The organism is Vogesella sp. LIG4 (assembly GCF_900090205.1).
Taxonomy (GTDB): Bacteria; Pseudomonadota; Gammaproteobacteria; order Burkholderiales; family Chromobacteriaceae; genus Vogesella.
This window is the reverse complement of record NZ_LT607802.1, coordinates 428,875-444,620: the sequence shown is the minus strand read 5'-3', so window position 1 is coordinate 444,620 and position 15,746 is coordinate 428,875. Positions and strand designations below refer to the sequence as shown.

The following is a 15,746-nucleotide window of genomic DNA, read 5'->3' as shown; positions in this document are numbered from 1 at the left end:
TCGTTTGATGCGGCGCAACATTCTTGTGCCGCCAAACCGGGAAGATTAGCAATAATAGACAGCTGGCGCTACTGGCTAGTTTCGCTTGATGCCGTTGGCAAGCGGCTGTCCGGCCAGGCTGGCAGGCTTGCCTGGCGCACGGCCTGCCACGTTGGCCGCAAGGCTGCCGCCGCACTTCAATTCTTGGAACCTACACCATGAAACCGCATTATCTTTCCCCGCTGTTCTCCCCTCGCAATGTCGCCGTGATCGGCGCCAGCGACACGCCGGGTTCGGTGGGGCAGGCGGTGTTTGCCAATCTGCTGGCCGGCAACTTCCAGGGCAAGCTGTACCCGGTGAACCTGAACCACAAGGTGGTGGGCGGCATTCCGGCGCAGCCGTCGGTGAAGCTGATCGAGGGCCCGGTGGACATGGCGGTGGTGACCACCGCGCTGCGCAGCCTGCCGGCCATCGTCAAGGACTGTGGCAAGAAGGGGGTGAAGGGCATTCTGCTGGCCAAGGATTTTGCCGATTCCGAAGAGCAGGAGCGCGCCGCGCTGGCCGATGCGCTGTCCATTGCCAAACACTACGGCATCCGCATTCTCGGCCCCAATGTGCTGGGCCTGATGCGCCCGGTGGCCGGTTTCAATGCCAGCAACTACAACAGCCGCGTGCGCGCCGGCAATCTGGCGCTGGTGTCGCAGTCGTCGGCGCTGTGCACGGCGATGCTGGACTGGGCCGACAGCAAGGGCATCGGTTTTTCCAGCGTGGTGTCGGTGGGCGAGGCGCTGGACGTGGAGTTCGGCGAGATTCTGGATTACCTGGTGGCCGACAACTTCACCCAGGGCATCCTGTTGCATGTGCACCATGTGCATGATGCCCGCCGTTTCATGAGCGCGCTGCGCGCTGCGGCGCGTACCAAGCCGGTGGTGGTGGTGAAGTCGGGCCGCTACGAGGACGACGTTACCGGCCTGACGCATTCCTCCAACCTGGTGGAAAGCGGCGACGTGTTCGACGCCGCGCTGTCGCGTGCCGGTGTGCTGCGCGTATCCACCATTGCGCAGCTGTTCACCGCCGCCAAGGTGCTTGCGGCCAACTATCGGGTGCAGGGGCGGCGGCTGGCCATTGTTACCAACGGTATCGGCCCCGGCGTGCTGGCGGCGGACAGTGCCTATATGTATGGCGTGGAACTGGCCAAACTGTCCGACGCCACCATGACGCTGCTGAATGACGCGCTGCCGGCCAACTGGTCGCACGGCAACCCGGTGGACATCATCGGCGATGCCAGCCCGGTGCGCTTCCGTACCGCGGTGAAAGTCTGCCTGGACGACCCCAATGTCGACGGCGTGCTGGTGATCTTCACCCCGCAGGCCGGTACCGACCACCTCACCACTGCGCAGCTGATGGTGGGCCTGCAGCGCGAAACCACCAAGCCGATGTTCCTGTCCTGGCTGGGCGACGCCAAGGTGTCGGAAAGCCGCGAGCTGTTTTCCAAGGCCAAGTGCGCGCACTTCCGTGCGCCGGAGTTCGCCATCGAGGTATTCCGCAACCTGGCCTCCTACCACCACAACCAGCAGATGCTGCTGCAGACGCCGGCGCCGCTGGAAGGCGCCCAGGTGTTGCCGGACGTATCCGGCGCACGCGCGGTGATTGCCGCCGCGCAGCAGCAGGGGCGGGCGGTGCTATCCGAGCGCGAAAGCAAGCAGGTACTGGCGGCGTTCAATATCCCGGTCAACGCCACCCGCCTGGCGCGCGACGCCGACGAGGCGGCAAGGTTGGCCGCAGACATCGGCTACCCGGTAGTGCTGAAGATCGATTCGCCCGACATCATCTACAAGTCCGACGTGGGCGGGGTGGAGCTGAACATCGCCAATGAAGCCAGCCTGCGCGAGGCGCACGCCGCGATACTGGCGCGGGCGCAGGCCGCACGGCCGGATGCACGCATCGAGGGCATCTCGGTGCAGTCGATGCGCAAGCGGCGCAATGCCCGCGAGCTGATGGTGGGGGTGACCCACGATGCCTCGTTCGGGCCGGTAATCACCTTCGGCGCCGGCGGCATTGCGGTGGAAGTGATGCAGGACCGCGCGCTGAGCCTGCCGCCGGTCAACCATTACCTGGTGGAGCGCATGATAGACAAGACGCGCATCGGCAAGGTGCTGGGGCCGTTCAAGAACATGCCGGCGGTGGACATGGAAGCGCTCAAGAGCGTGCTGCTGCATGTGTCCGAGCTGGTGTGCGAGCTGCCGGAAGTGCGCGAGATGGATATCAATCCGCTGATGGCGGACGAGCAGGGCGTGCTGGCGCTGGACGCGCGCATCATCGTGCAGCTGGAGGCCGCGGCGCGCGGCAAACCGTACGGCCACATGGCCATCATGCCGTACCCGATGCACATGGTGCATTGCTCGATGCTGAAGGACGGCACGCCGGTGATCATCCGCCCGGTGCGGCCGGAGGACGCGCACATGCAGCAGGAGTTCGTGCGCAACCTGTCGGAGGAAAGCCGCTACAACCGCTACATGTCCAGCATCAAGCAGCTGTCGCAATCCATGCTGGTGCGCTTCACCCAGCTCGACTACGACCGCGAGATGGCGCTGGCGATGATACGCGAGGCCGACGGTGTGGAAGAGCAGCTGGCGGTGGCGCGCTACGTCACCGACCCGGACAACGAAAGCTGCGAGTTCGCGCTGGAAGTGGCCGACCACTGGCAGGGCAAGGGCATCGGCGTGATCCTGATGAACGCGCTGTTCGACGCCGCACGCGAACAGGGGCTGAAAGTGATGGTGGGCGAGGTGCTGGCCGGCAACAAGGGCATGCTCAAACTGATGACCCGGCTGGGCTTTGTGGTGCAGGTTCACCCCGAGGATCGCGCGCTCACTATCGTCACCAAGCAACTATGGCAGCAGCCCGCTGCGCAGGCACCCCAATAAGCACTTGCAGCGTAAGGGAAAAATGCCATAGAATCGGGGGCTTTTCTACGAATCCGAATTTTTAGGGATAATCGACAATGGTAGTTATTCGCCTGTCTCGCGGCGGTTCCAAGAACCGTCCGTTCTACAACGTAGTTGTAACCGACTCCCGCAACCGTCGTGACGGCCGCTTCATCGAGCGTCTGGGCTTCTACAACGCCGTAGCCAACGACAAGCAGGAACGCGTTCGTCTGGCCATGGACCGCGTAAACCACTGGATCGGTGTTGGCGCCCAGGTGTCCGACGCTGTTGCCAAGCTGCTGAAAGAGCAGTCCAAAGCTGCCTGATTTTTTGTTCGGACAGTACGGAAGCAAGGCGCATGCGTGACGCAGATCTGGTGGTAATGGGGTTCGTCCGCGGCGCCTTTGGTGTTCGTGGCTGGGTGAAAATCCAGGCGGACACCGAACACGCCGACAGCCTGTTCGACTACCCGGTGTGGTGGTTGAAACAGCCGAGCGGCGAGTGGAAATCCTTCACCTTCGAAGACGGTGCCGTCCAGCCCAAGGCGCTGGTGGTCAAGTTCGAGGGAGTCGCTGACCGCGACGTGGCGGAAGCCATGCGCGGCATGCAGATCGGCATTCCGCGTGCCGACCTGCCGACCCCGCCGGACGACGAGTTCTACTGGGTAGACCTGCTTGGCCTCGAAGTGGTCAACCGCGACAACGTGGTGCTGGGCAAGGTGCACAACCTGCTGGAAACCGGCGCCAACGACGTGCTGGTTGTCCGTGGTGACGCCGAAGAGCGGCTGATTCCTTTTGTGTCGGATTACATTGTCGATGTCGATCTGGCCGCAAAACGCATCACCGTGGACTGGGGTCTGGATTATTGATGCAGCTTGACGCCATTACGCTGTTTCCGGAGATGTTCGAGGCGCTGACCCGCTTTGGTGTCACCCGCCGCGCGCTGGAGCAGTCGATCTGGCAGTTTGGCGCATGGAATCCGCGCGACTTCGCCACCGACAATTACCGTACCGTGGACGATCGCCCCTATGGCGGCGGCCCCGGCATGGTGATGCTGGTGGAACCGCTTGAAAAGGCCATCGCTGCTGCGCGTGCCCGCCAGGCGGCGCAAGGGGTTGGCCGCAGCCACGTGGTCTACCTGTCGCCGCAGGGCAGCAGGCTCAGCCACGCCAAGGCGGTGGAACTGTCGCAACGGCCGGGCCTGATCCTGCTGTGCGGCCGTTACGAAGGTATCGACGAGCGTCTGATCGACAGCGAAGTCGATGAAGAAATCTCGGTAGGGGACTATGTCCTCTCCGGCGGCGAATTGCCGGCCATGGTGTTGATGGATGCCGTGCTGCGCCTGCTGCCGGGGGTGTTGAACGACGCGCAGTCCGCGTATGAAGACTCGTTCGTGGACGGGCTTCTGGATTGCCCGCACTACACCCGGCCGGAAGAATATCGTGGCGTGCGGGTACCGGATGTACTGATGTCCGGCAACCACGCCATGATCGCCAAGTGGCGGCTGAAGCAGTCCCTGGGGCGCACTTTCGAGCGCCGTCCCGAGCTGCTGGCGTCGCGCACATTGACCAAACAGGAATCTCGGCTGCTGGCGGAGTACCAGCAGGAACAAGATTCCGGCAAAAACAAGGAGCATTAACATGGATCTGATCCAGCAACTGGAACAGGAAGAAATCGCCCGTCTGGGTAAAACCATCCCTGAATTCGCACCGGGCGATACCGTTATCGTTCAGGTAAAAGTAAAGGAAGGTAACCGCGAGCGTCTGCAGGCTTACGAAGGCGTGGTAATCGCCAAGCGTAGCCGCGGTCTGAACAGCTCCTTCATCGTGCGCAAGCTGTCTTCCGGCGAAGGCGTTGAGCGTACTTTCCAGACTTACTCCCCGATGCTGGCTTCCATCGAAGTTAAGCGTCGTGGTGACGTACGTCGTGCCAAGCTGTACTACCTGCGTGGTCGTACCGGCAAGTCCGCACGTATCAAGGAAAAACTGGTTCGCAAGTAAGCCGTTACGGTTTGACTTGTCGTACCCTGAGAGCGCTGGCATTTGCCGGCGCTTTTTTCTTGCCCATCTAATTTTGCCTGGGTTGGCCGCATCCCATGACGCTTGCCGCATCGCTGCACCTGGACAATTTTCTCGACACGTTATGGCTGGCCGACAACCTGTCGGCCAATACCCTGGCAGCCTACCGCCGCGACCTGACGCGGCTGGAGCAACTGCTGGCGCCGTATGGCCATAACCTGGACAGTGCCGACATGCCGGCGCTGGAGCAGGTGATGCTGCAGCTGATCGATACCGACCAGCCCAGCACCCGTGCCCGCCGGCTGTCCGCCGCGCGCCGCTTCTACCACTACCTGTGCCAGCAGAAGCTGCGCGACGACGACCCTACCGTGCACCTGCAGGCGCCGCGGCTGGGCCTGCGCCTGCCCGGCGCGCTGTCGGAAAATCATGTCGAGGCGCTACTGGCGGCACCGGATGTGGACAGCACGCTGGGGCTGCGCGACCGGGCGTTGATGGAGACGCTGTACGCCACCGGGCTGCGTGTCAGCGAGCTGGTGGGGCTGACCCTGCCGCAGCTGCATCTGGGCGAGGGCTATGTGCGCATTGTCGGCAAGGGTAACAAGGAGCGGCTGGTGCCGCTGGGCGAAGTAGCCGAGGACTGGCTGCGGCGCTACCTGGCGGAAAGCCGGCCGCTGATCATGGGCGCGGCGCGCAGCGAGGACCTGTTCGTCAGCAACCGCAAGCAGGCGATGACGCGGCAGATGGCCTGGCATCTCATCGTCAAGTACGGGCGCGAGGCCGGCATCCCGCCGCTGTCGCCGCACACGCTGCGCCATGCCTTCGCCACCCACCTGGTGAACCACGGTGCCGACCTGCGCGTGGTGCAGCTGCTGCTGGGCCACGCCAGCCTGTCCACCACCCAGATCTACACCCATGTTGCCCGCGAGCGGCTGCAGGCGCTGCACGCCGCCCACCACCCAAGGGGTTGATGGCGTGCCCGCCCGGGTGGTGGGTAATGCTTATTTCGCGATGGATTTATCCAGGGCAGCAGGCACCAGTTGGTCCATCTGCTTGAACATGTCTTCGTACACCGCCATCGGTTTGCCCCAGGCATCAGCGATATCGCGGTTTTCACTGCTGGCATATTCCGCCAGCGTGTAGGTTTTCGCTTTCGCTTCCGGGAATTGCTCCAGCACCTTGGCTTTGTGCTTGGCGGTCATGGTCAGGATGAGGTCCGCATGGCGCACGTCGTTGCTGCTGAGCTGGGTGGCAACGTGGCTGCGGACATCGATGCCGCGCTGTTGCAGCAGGGCGGCGGCATTCGCCTCCGGGCGCGCATCGAACGGGTCCATGTCCACGGCGCGGGAGATCACCGCGATCTTCAGGTTTTTCTGTGCGATCAGCGCGTTGGCGATGGACTCGGCTGTCAGACTGCGGCCGGTGTTGCCGGTATCGACAAACGCGATCTTGCGGGGCTCTTCGGCCTGGGCCGTAGCACAGGCGAGCCCGAGTAGCAGGGCGAGCAGCTGGACATGTTTCTTCATCAGGTTCTCCTCTTATTAGACAGGGTGCAAAAAGCACCAACCCATTATGTGGAGTGCAAGTGTCCTGTCACCTTCATTTTGCATGGATGTCGTTGGCGAGCAGTGCAAGGTCGCCAATCTATAAAGGGGAGTGTGGCTGATGTTGTGGATCGGGAATGAAAAACGCCCCGCAGTGCGGGGCGTTGTGCATGAGGAGCTGCAGGCTTACACCGCAGCCTCGGCCAGTTCGCCAAAGCTCAGAGCCACCTTGCCCTCGTCGTCCAGATCCACGCTCACCTCGCCGCCATGTGCCAGCTTGCCGAACAGCAGTTCGTCGGCCAGCGCCTTGCGGATGGTGTCCTGGATCAGGCGCGCCATCGGGCGGGCGCCCATCAGCGGGTCGAAGCCCTTCTTCGCCAGGTGCTCGCGCAGCTTGTCGCTGAAGTGGATTTCCACCTTCTTGTCCGACAGCTGCTGCTCCAGCTGCATCAGGAACTTGTCCACCACCTGCAGGATGATCACCTCGTCCAGCATGCGGAACGGGATGGTGGCATCCAGCCGGTTGCGGAATTCCGGGCTGAACAGGCGCTTGATGTCGGCCATCTCGTCGCCGGTCTGCTTGCTGCTGGTAAAGCCGATGGCGGCCTTGGACAGCGACTCGGCGCCGGCGTTGGTGGTCATGATGATCACCACGTTGCGGAAGTCCGCCTTGCGGCCGTTGTTGTCGGTCAGCGTACCGTGATCCATCACCTGCAGCAGCACGTTGAAGATGTCCGGATGCGCCTTCTCGATCTCGTCCAGCAGCAACACTGCGTACGGGTGCTTGTTGATCTGCTCGGTGAGCAGGCCGCCCTGCTCGAAGCCCACGTAGCCCGGCGGGGCGCCGATCAGCCGCGATACCGCATGGCGTTCCATGTACTCGGACATATCAAAGCGGATCAGCTCCACGCCCAGGAAGTAGGCCAGCTGCTTGGCCACCTCGGTCTTGCCCACTCCGGTCGGGCCGGAGAACAGGAAGGAGCCGATCGGCTTCTGCGGGTTGCCAAGGCCGGAGCGTGACATCTTGATGGCTGCGGCCAACGCCTCGATGGCCTTGTCCTGGCCGAACACCACGCTCTTCAGGTCGCGATCCAGATTCTTCAGCACGTTGCGGTCATCGCTGGAAATGGTCTTGGCCGGAATGCGCGCGATCTTGGCGATGATGTCTTCGATCTCGCCCTTGCTGATCACCTTCTTCTGCCGCGACTTGGGCAGGATCTTCTGCGCCGCGCCGGCTTCGTCGATCACGTCGATGGCCTTGTCCGGCAGGTGACGGTCGTTGATGTAGCGTGCCGACAGTTCTGCCGCGGTGGACAGTGCCGCCAGCGTGTATTTCACGCCGTGGTGCGCTTCGAAACGGCTCTTCAGTCCCTTCAGGATTTCGATGGTCTGCTCCACCGACGGTTCGGGCACGTCGATCTTCTGGAAGCGGCGCGACAGCGCGCTGTCTTTTTCGAAGATGCCGCGGTACTCGCCGTAGGTGGTGGCACCGATGCAGCGCAGGCCGCCGTTGGACAGCGCCGGCTTCAGCAGGTTGGACGCATCCAGTGTGCCGCCGGAAGCCGCGCCGGCCCCGATCAGGGTGTGAATCTCGTCGATGAACAGGATGGCGTGGCTGTCTTCCGCCAGCTGCTTGATCACCTGTTTCAGGCGCTGCTCGAAATCGCCGCGGTACTTGGTGCCGGCCAGCAGCGCGCCCATGTCCAGCGAGTACACGGTGGCGCGGGTCAGCACCTCCGGCACTTCGCCGGCCACGATGCGGCGTGCCAGGCCTTCGGCGATGGCGGTCTTGCCCACGCCGGCCTCACCCACCAGCAGCGGGTTGTTCTTGCGGCGGCGACACAGGATCTGGATCACGCGCTCCACCTCGTGCTCGCGGCCGATCAGCGGGTCGATCTTGCCGTCACGCGCCTGCTGGTTCAGGTTCAGGGTGTAGTTTTCCAGCGCGCCGCCTGGCGAGCTGCCACCGTCTTCCCCTTCACCTTCGCCACTGTCGTGGTGATCCTGGCTGCCGCTGTTGGGCGACGGCTTGGAGCTTTGCTTGGTGATGCCGTGGGAAATGAAGTTCACCACGTCCAGGCGGGAGATGCCTTGCTGATGCAGGTAGTACACCGCATGCGAATCCTTTTCGCCGAAGATGGCGACCAGGATGTTGGCACCGGTGACTTCCTTCTTGCCCGACGACTGTACGTGCAGGATGGCGCGCTGGATCACGCGCTGGAAGCCCAGCGTGGGTTGGGTTTCCACATCCGTGTCGCCCGGTACGGTCGGGGTATGTTCGTCGATGAAATCGGTCAGCTGTTTCTTCAGCTGGTCGATATTGGCACCGCAGGCACGCAGGACTTCGGCCGCAGACGGGTTGTCGGTCATCGCCAAGAGCAGGTGCTCCACGCTGATGAATTCATGCCGCTTGCGCCGTGCATCCATGAACGCCATGTGCAGGCTTACTTCCAGTTCCTGGGCAATCATCAGTTTTCCTCCATGACACACTGCAAGGGGTGCTGGTGCGTCTGTGCGTGCTGCAAAACTTGTGCAACTTTGGTGGCAGCAATGTCTTTGGTGTAAACGCCACAAAGACCTCGGCCTTCATTGTGGACCTGCAACATGACGCGGGTGGCCTTTTCCGCGTTCATATGGAAGAAGTGTTGCAGCACTTCGACCACAAAGTCCATCGGTGTAAAATCATCGTTTAACAACAAGACCTTATACAGAGGCGGCGGATTCGCCTTGGTCTTGGCGGCCTCTGTAACGACATCTTCCTTGTACTGCGTAGACATGGGAACCTTCTGCGAATTCGCGCTCAATTCAATTTTGGTTCGGGCGGTAGCTTTTTCAAGGGCCGCCGCTTTGTATAGTGCCGTCTTGACGATGTCACACGCAAAGCGTAGAAATGCAAGCGGTGTGCCGTTGTGATGCAAACATTACTGTATATGCAGCAACGCGCAAGCTCCTAAACAACTTGCAGGCCTCACCAGCCTGCTTTGTCTACATTGAGGTTCATAGGCTCATGGCAACTGGTATCGTTAAGTGGTTCAACGACGCTAAAGGTTTTGGTTTCATCACCCCGGACGAAGGTGGTGAAGATCTGTTTGCACATTTCTCCGCGATCAATGTGCAAGGCTTCAAATCCCTGGCCGAAGGCCAGCGCGTAAGCTTCGATGTGGTGCAAGGCCCGAAAGGCAAGCAGGCATCCAACATCCAGAAAGCGTAATTTACGCGATCGGAATGAAAAACCCCGCATCCACAGGATGCGGGGTTTTTTTGCGCCCGGCGTTTCCCGGCCTCAGGCCGGCTGCCAGCCGCGCTGGCGCCGCGGGTATAGCTGGCGCTGCAGCGCCAGCAGGGTGACGACACCGACGGCGGTGAGCACTAGCCATGGCAGCGCTGGCGCATTGTTGGCGCGCGAGATGTCCAGCAGCCAGCCGCCGCCCAGATAGCCTGCGGCGCCGCCCACCGCCAGCCCCAGGCGGCTGGTGCCGGTGTAGCCGGCACGGGCCTCCGCCACCGCCATGCTGGCCAGCAGTGTTTCGCGCGCCGGCTCGGTGATCAGCGAGCCGATGTAGAACAGCGCCAGGATCACGAAGGCCGGCAGCGCGCTGCGTACCTGGCTCATCAGCAGCAGGCTGGCGCACATCAGGCCGATGCCGCACAGGATGCGGGTGGCGCTGCTGGCGTGGCGCTCGCCGAGGCGTGCCAGCGGGTAGAGCAGGGTAAGCGACAGCGTGGTCTCCAGCGCGTACATCCAGCCCACTGCCTGGTTGCTGCCGCTGAGCTGCTTGAGCACCACCGGCACCAGCAGCATGATCTGCACCCCCAGCGCGTAGTAGCCGCTGAGCGTCAGCACCAGCCGCATATAGCGCTTGTCGGCCAGCACGGTACGTATCGAGGCCAGTGGCGAGGCGCGGCGGGTAGCCACGCGGTAGGGCGGCAGCAGCCACAGGTTGGCCGCAGCGGCCAGTACGAAGATCGCGCAGCCGCCCATGCCTACCCAGTGGAAATCGAAGTGCAGCAGCCAGGAGCCGATCATGGCGCCGGCCACGCCGGCGGCGCTTTCTATCATCATCAGCAGGGTGTAGAAGCGGCTGCGCTCGGCCGGGCGGGTCAGCTTGATCACCAGCGCCGCGCGCGGCGGATCGAACAGCGTGCCGCCCAGGCCGGACAGCACGCAGGAAAATACCAGCATGGCGGCGCTGTCGGCTTCCGCCATGGTGGCGAAGCCGGCGGCGCGCAACAGCATGCCGCCGACGATCAGCGGCCGCGCGCCGTAGCGGTCGGCCAGCGAGCCGCCCAGCAGCCCCAGCCCCTGCTGCATCAGCTGGCGGATGGCCAGCGCCAGCCCCACTGCGGTGGCGGCCCAGCCCAGCTGGTCGACGAAGTGCAGGCTGATCAGCGGAAACACCGTGAAAAAGCCGAATACCACCAGCGCGGTGTCGAAGAAAATGAAGTAGCGCCCCAGGCGCCGAGCCTGTGCCATGCGTGCCATGATGGTTCCATGCCCTGAGTTGGTGCCCTATTGTCACGGCGCTGCAGCTATCATTGAAGCCGCTAACCGTGAATATTTCCTATTGGTTTCGCTTATGGCTATTTCGATAGATGATCTAGCGCTGCTGCTGGATATCGTGGCCTGCGGCAGTTTCAGCCAGGCGGCCGCCCGCCGTGGCTGGTCGCAGCCGCAGGTGAGCCAGCGCATCGCCGCGCTGGAGACGGAGGTGGGCACCCAGCTGTTCCTGCGTCACCGCCGCGGTGCGGTGGCCACGGCCGCCTGCCAGGCCTTCCTGCCGGCCGCGCGTGCCGCGCTGGCGGCACTGGACGAGGGCCGCAAGGCGGTGCAGGGTGCGCCGGCGCTGCCGCGGGTGACGCTGGCCTGTCTGCCATCGCTGGCGTCGGTAATCTTCGGCCCGGTGCTGCTGGCGCTGGCCGAGGCGCCGTTCGAGATCCGCTGCAGTACCGACCACTCGCCGGCCATCATGGAGCGCCTGCTCACCGGTGCCGCTGAGGTGGGCTTCGTGTTGAAGTGCCCGCCGATGGCCGGCATCCAGATGGAGCGCATCTGGCGCTCGCCCATCGTGCCGGTGGTGAGCAAGCGCCACCCGCTGGCGCGCGCCGGTACGCTGACGCTGGCCGAGGTGGCCAATCAGCGGCTGGCGCCGCAATTCTGGGGTGATGGCTGCGACGAGCTGCTGGCGCTGTTGCGGCCGTACCGCACTGTCAGCTGGCCGCTGCACGCCATCCAGCCGGCCAGCGCGGCGCGCGAGCTGGCGATGGAGCACGGCTTCCTGACTTTCTCGCCGGAGGTGGCGGTAAAGCGCGATCTGCGCGAGGGGCGGCTGGTGAAGTTGCAGCTCAGCGATCTGCCCTTGTGGCAGTGGGAGGTGATGATGGCCTGGCGCGCCGGCAAGCGGCCGGATGCGCCCAAGCAGCAGGTGCTGGACACGGTGCGGGCGATGGCGCCGGACTGGGCCTAGCTTGCGGCCAACGTTGGCCGCATGGCGGAAAAGCACAAGGCCCGCAGCGCGGGCCTTGTCGTTTGCAGCGGGGCGGTTTACATCCGCGCGATCATGGCATCGCCAAAGGCGGAGCAGCTGATCTCGGTGGCGCCGTCCATCAGGCGGGCAAAGTCATAGGTCACCTGCTTGTCGGCAATGGCGGCTTCCATCGAGTGGATCACCAGGTCGGCGGCTTCCTTCCAGCCCAGGTGGCGCAGCATCATCTCGGCGGAGAGGATCAGCGAGCCCGGGTTCACCTTGTCCTGGCCGGCGTACTTGGGCGCGGTGCCGTGGGTGGCTTCGAAGCAGGCGTACTGGTCGGAGATATTGGCCCCCGGGGCGATGCCGATGCCGCCCACCTGCGCTGCCAGCGCGTCGGAGATGTAGTCGCCGTTCAGGTTCAGCGTGGCCACCACGTCGTACTCGGCCGGGCGCAGCAGGATCTGCTGCAGGAAGGCGTCGGCAATGGCGTCCTTGACGATGATCTCGCGGCCGGTTTTCGGGTTTGCAAACTTGCACCACGGGCCGCCGTCGATGGGCTGGGCGCCGAACTCTTCTTGCGCCAGCTTGTACGCCACATCGCGGAACAGGCCCTCGGTGAACTTCATGATGTTGCCCTTGTGCACGATGGTCACCGAGCGGCGATCGTTGTCCACCGCGTAGCGGATGGCGGCGCGCACCAGGCGCTGGGTGCCCTCGATGGACACCGGCTTGATGCCGATGCCGGAGGTGTCAGGGAAGCGCATCTTCTTCACGCCCATCTCGTCCTGCAGGAACTTGATCACCTTCTTCGCGGCTTCGGACTGCGCCGCCCATTCGATGCCGGCGTAGATGTCCTCGGTGTTCTCGCGGAAGATCACCATGTTCACCAGTTCCGGCTGCTTGAGCGGTGAGGGCACGCCCTGGAAGTACTGCACCGGGCGCACGCACTGGTACAGGTCCAGCTCCTGGCGCAGCGCCACGTTCAGCGAGCGGATGCCGCCGCCCACCGGCGTGGTCATCGGGCCCTTGATGGATACCGAGTATTCCTTCAGCGCATCGAAGGTTTCTCGCGGCAGCCATTCGTCCGGGCCGTACAGGCGGGTGGATTTCTCGCCGGCGTACACTTCCATCCAGTGGATTTTCTTCTCGCCGCCGTAGGCTTTCTGCACCGCGGCGTCGATGACCTTGATCATCACCGGGGTGATGTCGATGCCGATGCCGTCCCCTTCGATGAACGGAATGATCGGGTTGTTCGGAATCGGCTGGCCCGGAATGATTTTCTGTCCGCCCGCCGGTACCTTGATTTGGGATGCGCTCATCAATTGCTCCTTCTGTGTTGACCATGGGCGTGGCACTGTCCGGCGCCGCTCCCGGCCCGTCTCGCGGGCTCCCTGCTTGTTATTGTTAGCTCAAGGTTGGCCGCACCGGAATGTTTGTTGCCTGTTTCGCACCACGCCGCTTCATTCTAGCCGGGCAGCTGGCGGGCAAAACATGACCGGCAGCAAGCCTGGGTGACAGGCAATAAAAAAACGCCAGGGCGAACCCTGGCGTTTGGTGTGATGAAGCGGGTGCTGCTTAGGCCAGTGCGGCGGCCAGTGCAGCGTTGAAGGTGGCGCTCGGGCGCATTACCGCATTGCACTTGTCGGCATCGGCCAGGTAGTAGCCGCCGATGTCGGCCGGCTGGCCCTGTACTGCCTTGAGCTCGGCGATGATCTGCTGCTCGTTGTCGGTAAGGGTCTTGGCCAGCGGGGCGAACTGGGCTGCCAGGGCGGCATCTTCAGTCTGTGCGGCCAGAGCCTGTGCCCAGTACATGGACAGGTAGAACTGGCTGCCACGGTTATCCAGCTCGCCGGTGCGGCGCGACGGGGACTTGTCGTTGTCCAGCAGTTTGCCGGTGGCTTCGTCCAGGGTCTTGGCCAGCAGTTTGGCCTTGCCGTTGCCGGTCTTGATGCCCAGCTCTTCCAGGCTCACCGCCAGGGCCAGGAATTCGCCCAGCGAATCCCAGCGCAGGTGGTTCTCTTCCAGCAGCTGCTGCACGTGCTTCGGTGCAGAACCGCCGGCACCGGTTTCGTACATGCCGCCACCGGCCATCAGCGGCACGATGGACAACATCTTGGCCGAGGTGCCCAGTTCCATGATCGGGAACAGGTCGGTCAGGTAGTCGCGCAGGATGTTACCGGTTACCGAGATGGTGTCCAGGCCGCGGGCTACGCGCTCCAGGGTGTAACGCATGGCGCGAACCTGCGACATGATGTGGATTTCCAGACCGCTGGTGTCGTAATCCTTCAGGTACTTCTGCACCTTCTTGATCAGCTCGTTTTCGTGCGGGCGGTACGGGTCCAGCCAGAACACTGCCGGCATGCCGGAGTTGCGGGCGCGGGTCACGGCCAGCTTCACCCAGTCGCGGATCGGCGCGTCCTTCACCTGGCACATGCGCCAGATGTCGCCGGCTTCCACGTTCTGCGACAGCAGCACTTCGCCGGTGGCCAGGTCAACGATGTTGGCCACGCCGTCTGCCGGGATCTCGAAGGTCTTGTCGTGGGAGCCGTATTCTTCGGCCTTCTGCGCCATCAGGCCGACGTTCGGCACGGTGCCCATGGTGCGCGGGTCGAAGTTGCCGTGCCATTTGCAGAAGTTGATCATCTCCTGGTAAATGCGGGCAAAGGTGGATTCCGGCATGACCGCCTTGCTGTCGTACGGCTTGCCGTCGGCGCCCCACATCTTGCCGCCGTTGCGGATCATTGCCGGCATGGAGGCATCCACGATCACGTCGTTCGGCGAGTGGAAGTTGGTGATGCCCTTGGCGGAGTCCACCATCGCCAGGCGCGGGCGGTGTTCCTGGCAGGCGTGCAGGTCGCGGATGATCTCTTCGCGCTTGGAGGCCGGCAGGGTTTCGATCTTCTCGTACAGGGTGGCCATGCCGTTGTTGACGTTGACACCCAGTTCCTCGAACAGCTTGCCGTGCTTCTCGAAGGCTTCCTTGTAGTAGATCTTCACGCAGTGGCCGAACACGATGGGGTGCGACACCTTCATCATGGTGGCCTTCACGTGCAGCGAGAACAGGATGCCGGACTGGCGGCAGTCTTCCATTTCGCGCTCGTAGAAGTCGCACAGCGCCTTCTTGCTCATGAACATGGAGTCGATGATCTCGCCGTCCAGCAGCGCTACCTTCGACTTCAGCACGATCTTCTCGCCACCGTTGGTGGTCAGCTCCATCTTCACGTCACGGGCGCGGTCCAGGGTCATGGACTTTTCGCCGTGGTAGAAGTCGCCGTGGTGCATGTGGGAGACATGAGTCTGCGACCACTGCTTCCATTCACCCATGGAGTGCGGGTGCTTCTTGGCGTAGTTCTTTACCGCCAGCGGTGCGCGGCGGTCGGAGTTGCCCTCGCGCAGCACCGGGTTTACGGCAGAGCCCAGGCACTTGGCGTAGCGGGTCTTGATGGCTTTTTCTTCGTCGCTGCTCGGGTTTTCCGGGTAGTCGGGGATGTCGAAACCCTTGGACTGCAGTTCCTTGATGCAGGCCATCAGCTGGGATACGGAGGCGCTGATGTTCGGCAGCTTGATGATGTTGGTGTCCGGGTTCTGGGTCAGGCGGCCCAGTTCACCCAGGGTGTCCGGTACTTTCTGTGCGTCGGTCAGGTTTTCCGGGAATTCAGCCAGTACGCGGGCGGCCACGGAGATATCGGCAGTGTCGATCTGGATGCCGGCGGCGTTGGTAAAGGTGCGGATTACCGGCAGGAAGGCACTGGTTGCCAGCGCGGGGGCTTCGTCGGTGAGGGTGTAGATGATGGTCGGCTGTTCCGAAGGCATT

General features: G+C 63.2%; 14 protein-coding genes. 8 read left to right on the top strand and 6 right to left on the bottom strand.

From position 1 onward, the window contains the following. Window positions 1-197: 197 nt before the first annotated feature. From PSELUDRAFT_RS02110 to xerD, 6 genes are all read left to right on the top strand, one after another. A complete protein-coding gene (locus tag PSELUDRAFT_RS02110; protein ID WP_088965287.1) occupies window positions 198-2,906 on the top strand; it encodes a bifunctional acetate--CoA ligase family protein/GNAT family N-acetyltransferase in 2,709 nt (902 codons plus the stop codon). A gap of 77 nt (window positions 2,907-2,983) precedes the next feature. Beyond that, complete coding sequence (gene rpsP, locus PSELUDRAFT_RS02105; protein ID WP_088965286.1) at window positions 2,984-3,232, top strand: 30S ribosomal protein S16; 249 nt, start codon at window positions 2,984-2,986, stop codon at window positions 3,230-3,232. 32 nt (window positions 3,233-3,264) lie between these two features. Then, window positions 3,265-3,774, top strand: coding sequence for a ribosome maturation factor RimM (gene rimM / locus PSELUDRAFT_RS02100; protein WP_088965285.1), 510 nt, complete (start codon window positions 3,265-3,267; stop codon window positions 3,772-3,774). Continuing rightward, window positions 3,774-4,544 (top strand): tRNA (guanosine(37)-N1)-methyltransferase TrmD, encoded by a 771-nt coding sequence (gene trmD / locus PSELUDRAFT_RS02095; protein ID WP_088965284.1) that lies wholly within the window; start codon window positions 3,774-3,776, stop codon window positions 4,542-4,544. The genes rimM and trmD overlap by 1 nt, the downstream gene beginning before the upstream one ends. A 1-nt stretch (window position 4,545) precedes the next feature. Continuing rightward, on the top strand, window positions 4,546-4,905 hold the full coding sequence (rplS, locus tag PSELUDRAFT_RS02090; protein WP_088965283.1) for a 50S ribosomal protein L19: 360 nt from the start codon (window positions 4,546-4,548) through the stop codon (window positions 4,903-4,905). A gap of 95 nt (window positions 4,906-5,000) precedes the next feature. After that, window positions 5,001-5,891 carry a site-specific tyrosine recombinase XerD gene (gene xerD / locus PSELUDRAFT_RS02085; protein ID WP_088965282.1) on the top strand — a complete coding sequence of 297 codons (891 nt, stop codon included), beginning with the start codon at window positions 5,001-5,003 and terminating at the stop codon, window positions 5,889-5,891. Window positions 5,892-5,921: 30 nt separating this feature from the next. On the opposite strand, the gene PSELUDRAFT_RS02080 is transcribed toward xerD, so the two are convergent. The 3 genes from PSELUDRAFT_RS02080 to clpS all read right to left on the bottom strand — a co-directional run bounded on the left by PSELUDRAFT_RS02080 (window position 5,922) and on the right by clpS (window position 9,241). Next, window positions 5,922-6,446 (bottom strand): hypothetical protein, encoded by a 525-nt coding sequence (locus PSELUDRAFT_RS02080; RefSeq protein WP_197693923.1) that lies wholly within the window; start codon window positions 6,444-6,446, stop codon window positions 5,922-5,924. Between the two features lie 204 nt (window positions 6,447-6,650). Then, window positions 6,651-8,933, bottom strand: a complete 2,283-nt coding sequence (clpA, locus tag PSELUDRAFT_RS02075; RefSeq protein WP_088965280.1) for an ATP-dependent Clp protease ATP-binding subunit ClpA — start codon at window positions 8,931-8,933, stop codon at window positions 6,651-6,653. Then, window positions 8,933-9,241 (bottom strand): ATP-dependent Clp protease adapter ClpS, encoded by a 309-nt coding sequence (gene clpS, locus PSELUDRAFT_RS02070; RefSeq protein WP_157724984.1) that lies wholly within the window; start codon window positions 9,239-9,241, stop codon window positions 8,933-8,935. The genes clpA and clpS overlap by 1 nt, the downstream gene beginning before the upstream one ends. 230 nt (window positions 9,242-9,471) lie before the next feature. Here clpS and PSELUDRAFT_RS02065 point away from each other — a divergent pair, with 230 nt between their 5' ends. Beyond that, window positions 9,472-9,675: a cold-shock protein gene (locus PSELUDRAFT_RS02065; RefSeq protein ID WP_088965279.1), complete on the top strand. Its 204-nt coding sequence runs from the start codon at window positions 9,472-9,474 to the stop codon at window positions 9,673-9,675. 72 nt (window positions 9,676-9,747) lie between these two features. Here PSELUDRAFT_RS02065 and mdtH read toward each other — a convergent pair whose 3' ends face one another. Continuing rightward, complete coding sequence (gene mdtH, locus PSELUDRAFT_RS02060) at window positions 9,748-10,947, bottom strand: multidrug efflux MFS transporter MdtH (protein ID WP_088965278.1); 1,200 nt, start codon at window positions 10,945-10,947, stop codon at window positions 9,748-9,750. 94 nt (window positions 10,948-11,041) lie between these two features. On the opposite strand from mdtH, the gene PSELUDRAFT_RS02055 reads away from it, so the two are divergent. Continuing rightward, window positions 11,042-11,929: a LysR family transcriptional regulator gene (locus PSELUDRAFT_RS02055; RefSeq protein ID WP_088965277.1), complete on the top strand. Its 888-nt coding sequence runs from the start codon at window positions 11,042-11,044 to the stop codon at window positions 11,927-11,929. Between the two features lie 77 nt (window positions 11,930-12,006). On the opposite strand, the gene icd is transcribed toward PSELUDRAFT_RS02055, so the two are convergent. Both icd and PSELUDRAFT_RS02045 read right to left on the bottom strand, forming a co-directional pair. Continuing rightward, window positions 12,007-13,251, bottom strand: coding sequence for an NADP-dependent isocitrate dehydrogenase (gene icd / locus PSELUDRAFT_RS02050; protein WP_088965276.1), 1,245 nt, complete (start codon window positions 13,249-13,251; stop codon window positions 12,007-12,009). Between the two features lie 256 nt (window positions 13,252-13,507). Continuing rightward, window positions 13,508-15,745 carry an NADP-dependent isocitrate dehydrogenase gene (locus PSELUDRAFT_RS02045; RefSeq protein ID WP_088965275.1) on the bottom strand — a complete coding sequence of 746 codons (2,238 nt, stop codon included), beginning with the start codon at window positions 15,743-15,745 and terminating at the stop codon, window positions 13,508-13,510. Window position 15,746 lies beyond the last annotated feature (1 nt).

Excerpts from the sequence above, each read along its gene's own strand:
- rimM (WP_088965285.1), top strand. The coding sequence starts at position 3,265 with ATGCGTGACGCAGATCTGGTGGTAATGGGGTTCGTCCGCGGCGCCTTT.
- clpA (WP_088965280.1), bottom strand. The coding sequence starts at position 8,933 with ATGATTGCCCAGGAACTGGAAGTAAGCCTGCACATGGCGTTCATGGAT.
- PSELUDRAFT_RS02080 (WP_197693923.1), bottom strand. The coding sequence starts at position 6,446 with ATGAAGAAACATGTCCAGCTGCTCGCCCTGCTACTCGGGCTCGCCTGT.
- mdtH (WP_088965278.1), bottom strand. The coding sequence starts at position 10,947 with ATGGCACGCATGGCACAGGCTCGGCGCCTGGGGCGCTACTTCATTTTC.
- rpsP (WP_088965286.1), top strand. The coding sequence starts at position 2,984 with ATGGTAGTTATTCGCCTGTCTCGCGGCGGTTCCAAGAACCGTCCGTTC.
- PSELUDRAFT_RS02110 (WP_088965287.1), top strand. The coding sequence starts at position 198 with ATGAAACCGCATTATCTTTCCCCGCTGTTCTCCCCTCGCAATGTCGCC.
- PSELUDRAFT_RS02065 (WP_088965279.1), top strand. The coding sequence starts at position 9,472 with ATGGCAACTGGTATCGTTAAGTGGTTCAACGACGCTAAAGGTTTTGGT.
- PSELUDRAFT_RS02055 (WP_088965277.1), top strand. The coding sequence starts at position 11,042 with ATGGCTATTTCGATAGATGATCTAGCGCTGCTGCTGGATATCGTGGCC.
- rplS (WP_088965283.1), top strand. The coding sequence starts at position 4,546 with ATGGATCTGATCCAGCAACTGGAACAGGAAGAAATCGCCCGTCTGGGT.
- trmD (WP_088965284.1), top strand. The coding sequence starts at position 3,774 with ATGCAGCTTGACGCCATTACGCTGTTTCCGGAGATGTTCGAGGCGCTG.
- icd (WP_088965276.1), bottom strand. The coding sequence starts at position 13,251 with ATGAGCGCATCCCAAATCAAGGTACCGGCGGGCGGACAGAAAATCATT.
- xerD (WP_088965282.1), top strand. The coding sequence starts at position 5,001 with ATGACGCTTGCCGCATCGCTGCACCTGGACAATTTTCTCGACACGTTA.
- clpS (WP_157724984.1), bottom strand. The coding sequence starts at position 9,241 with ATGTCTACGCAGTACAAGGAAGATGTCGTTACAGAGGCCGCCAAGACC.
- PSELUDRAFT_RS02045 (WP_088965275.1), bottom strand. The coding sequence starts at position 15,745 with ATGCCTTCGGAACAGCCGACCATCATCTACACCCTCACCGACGAAGCC.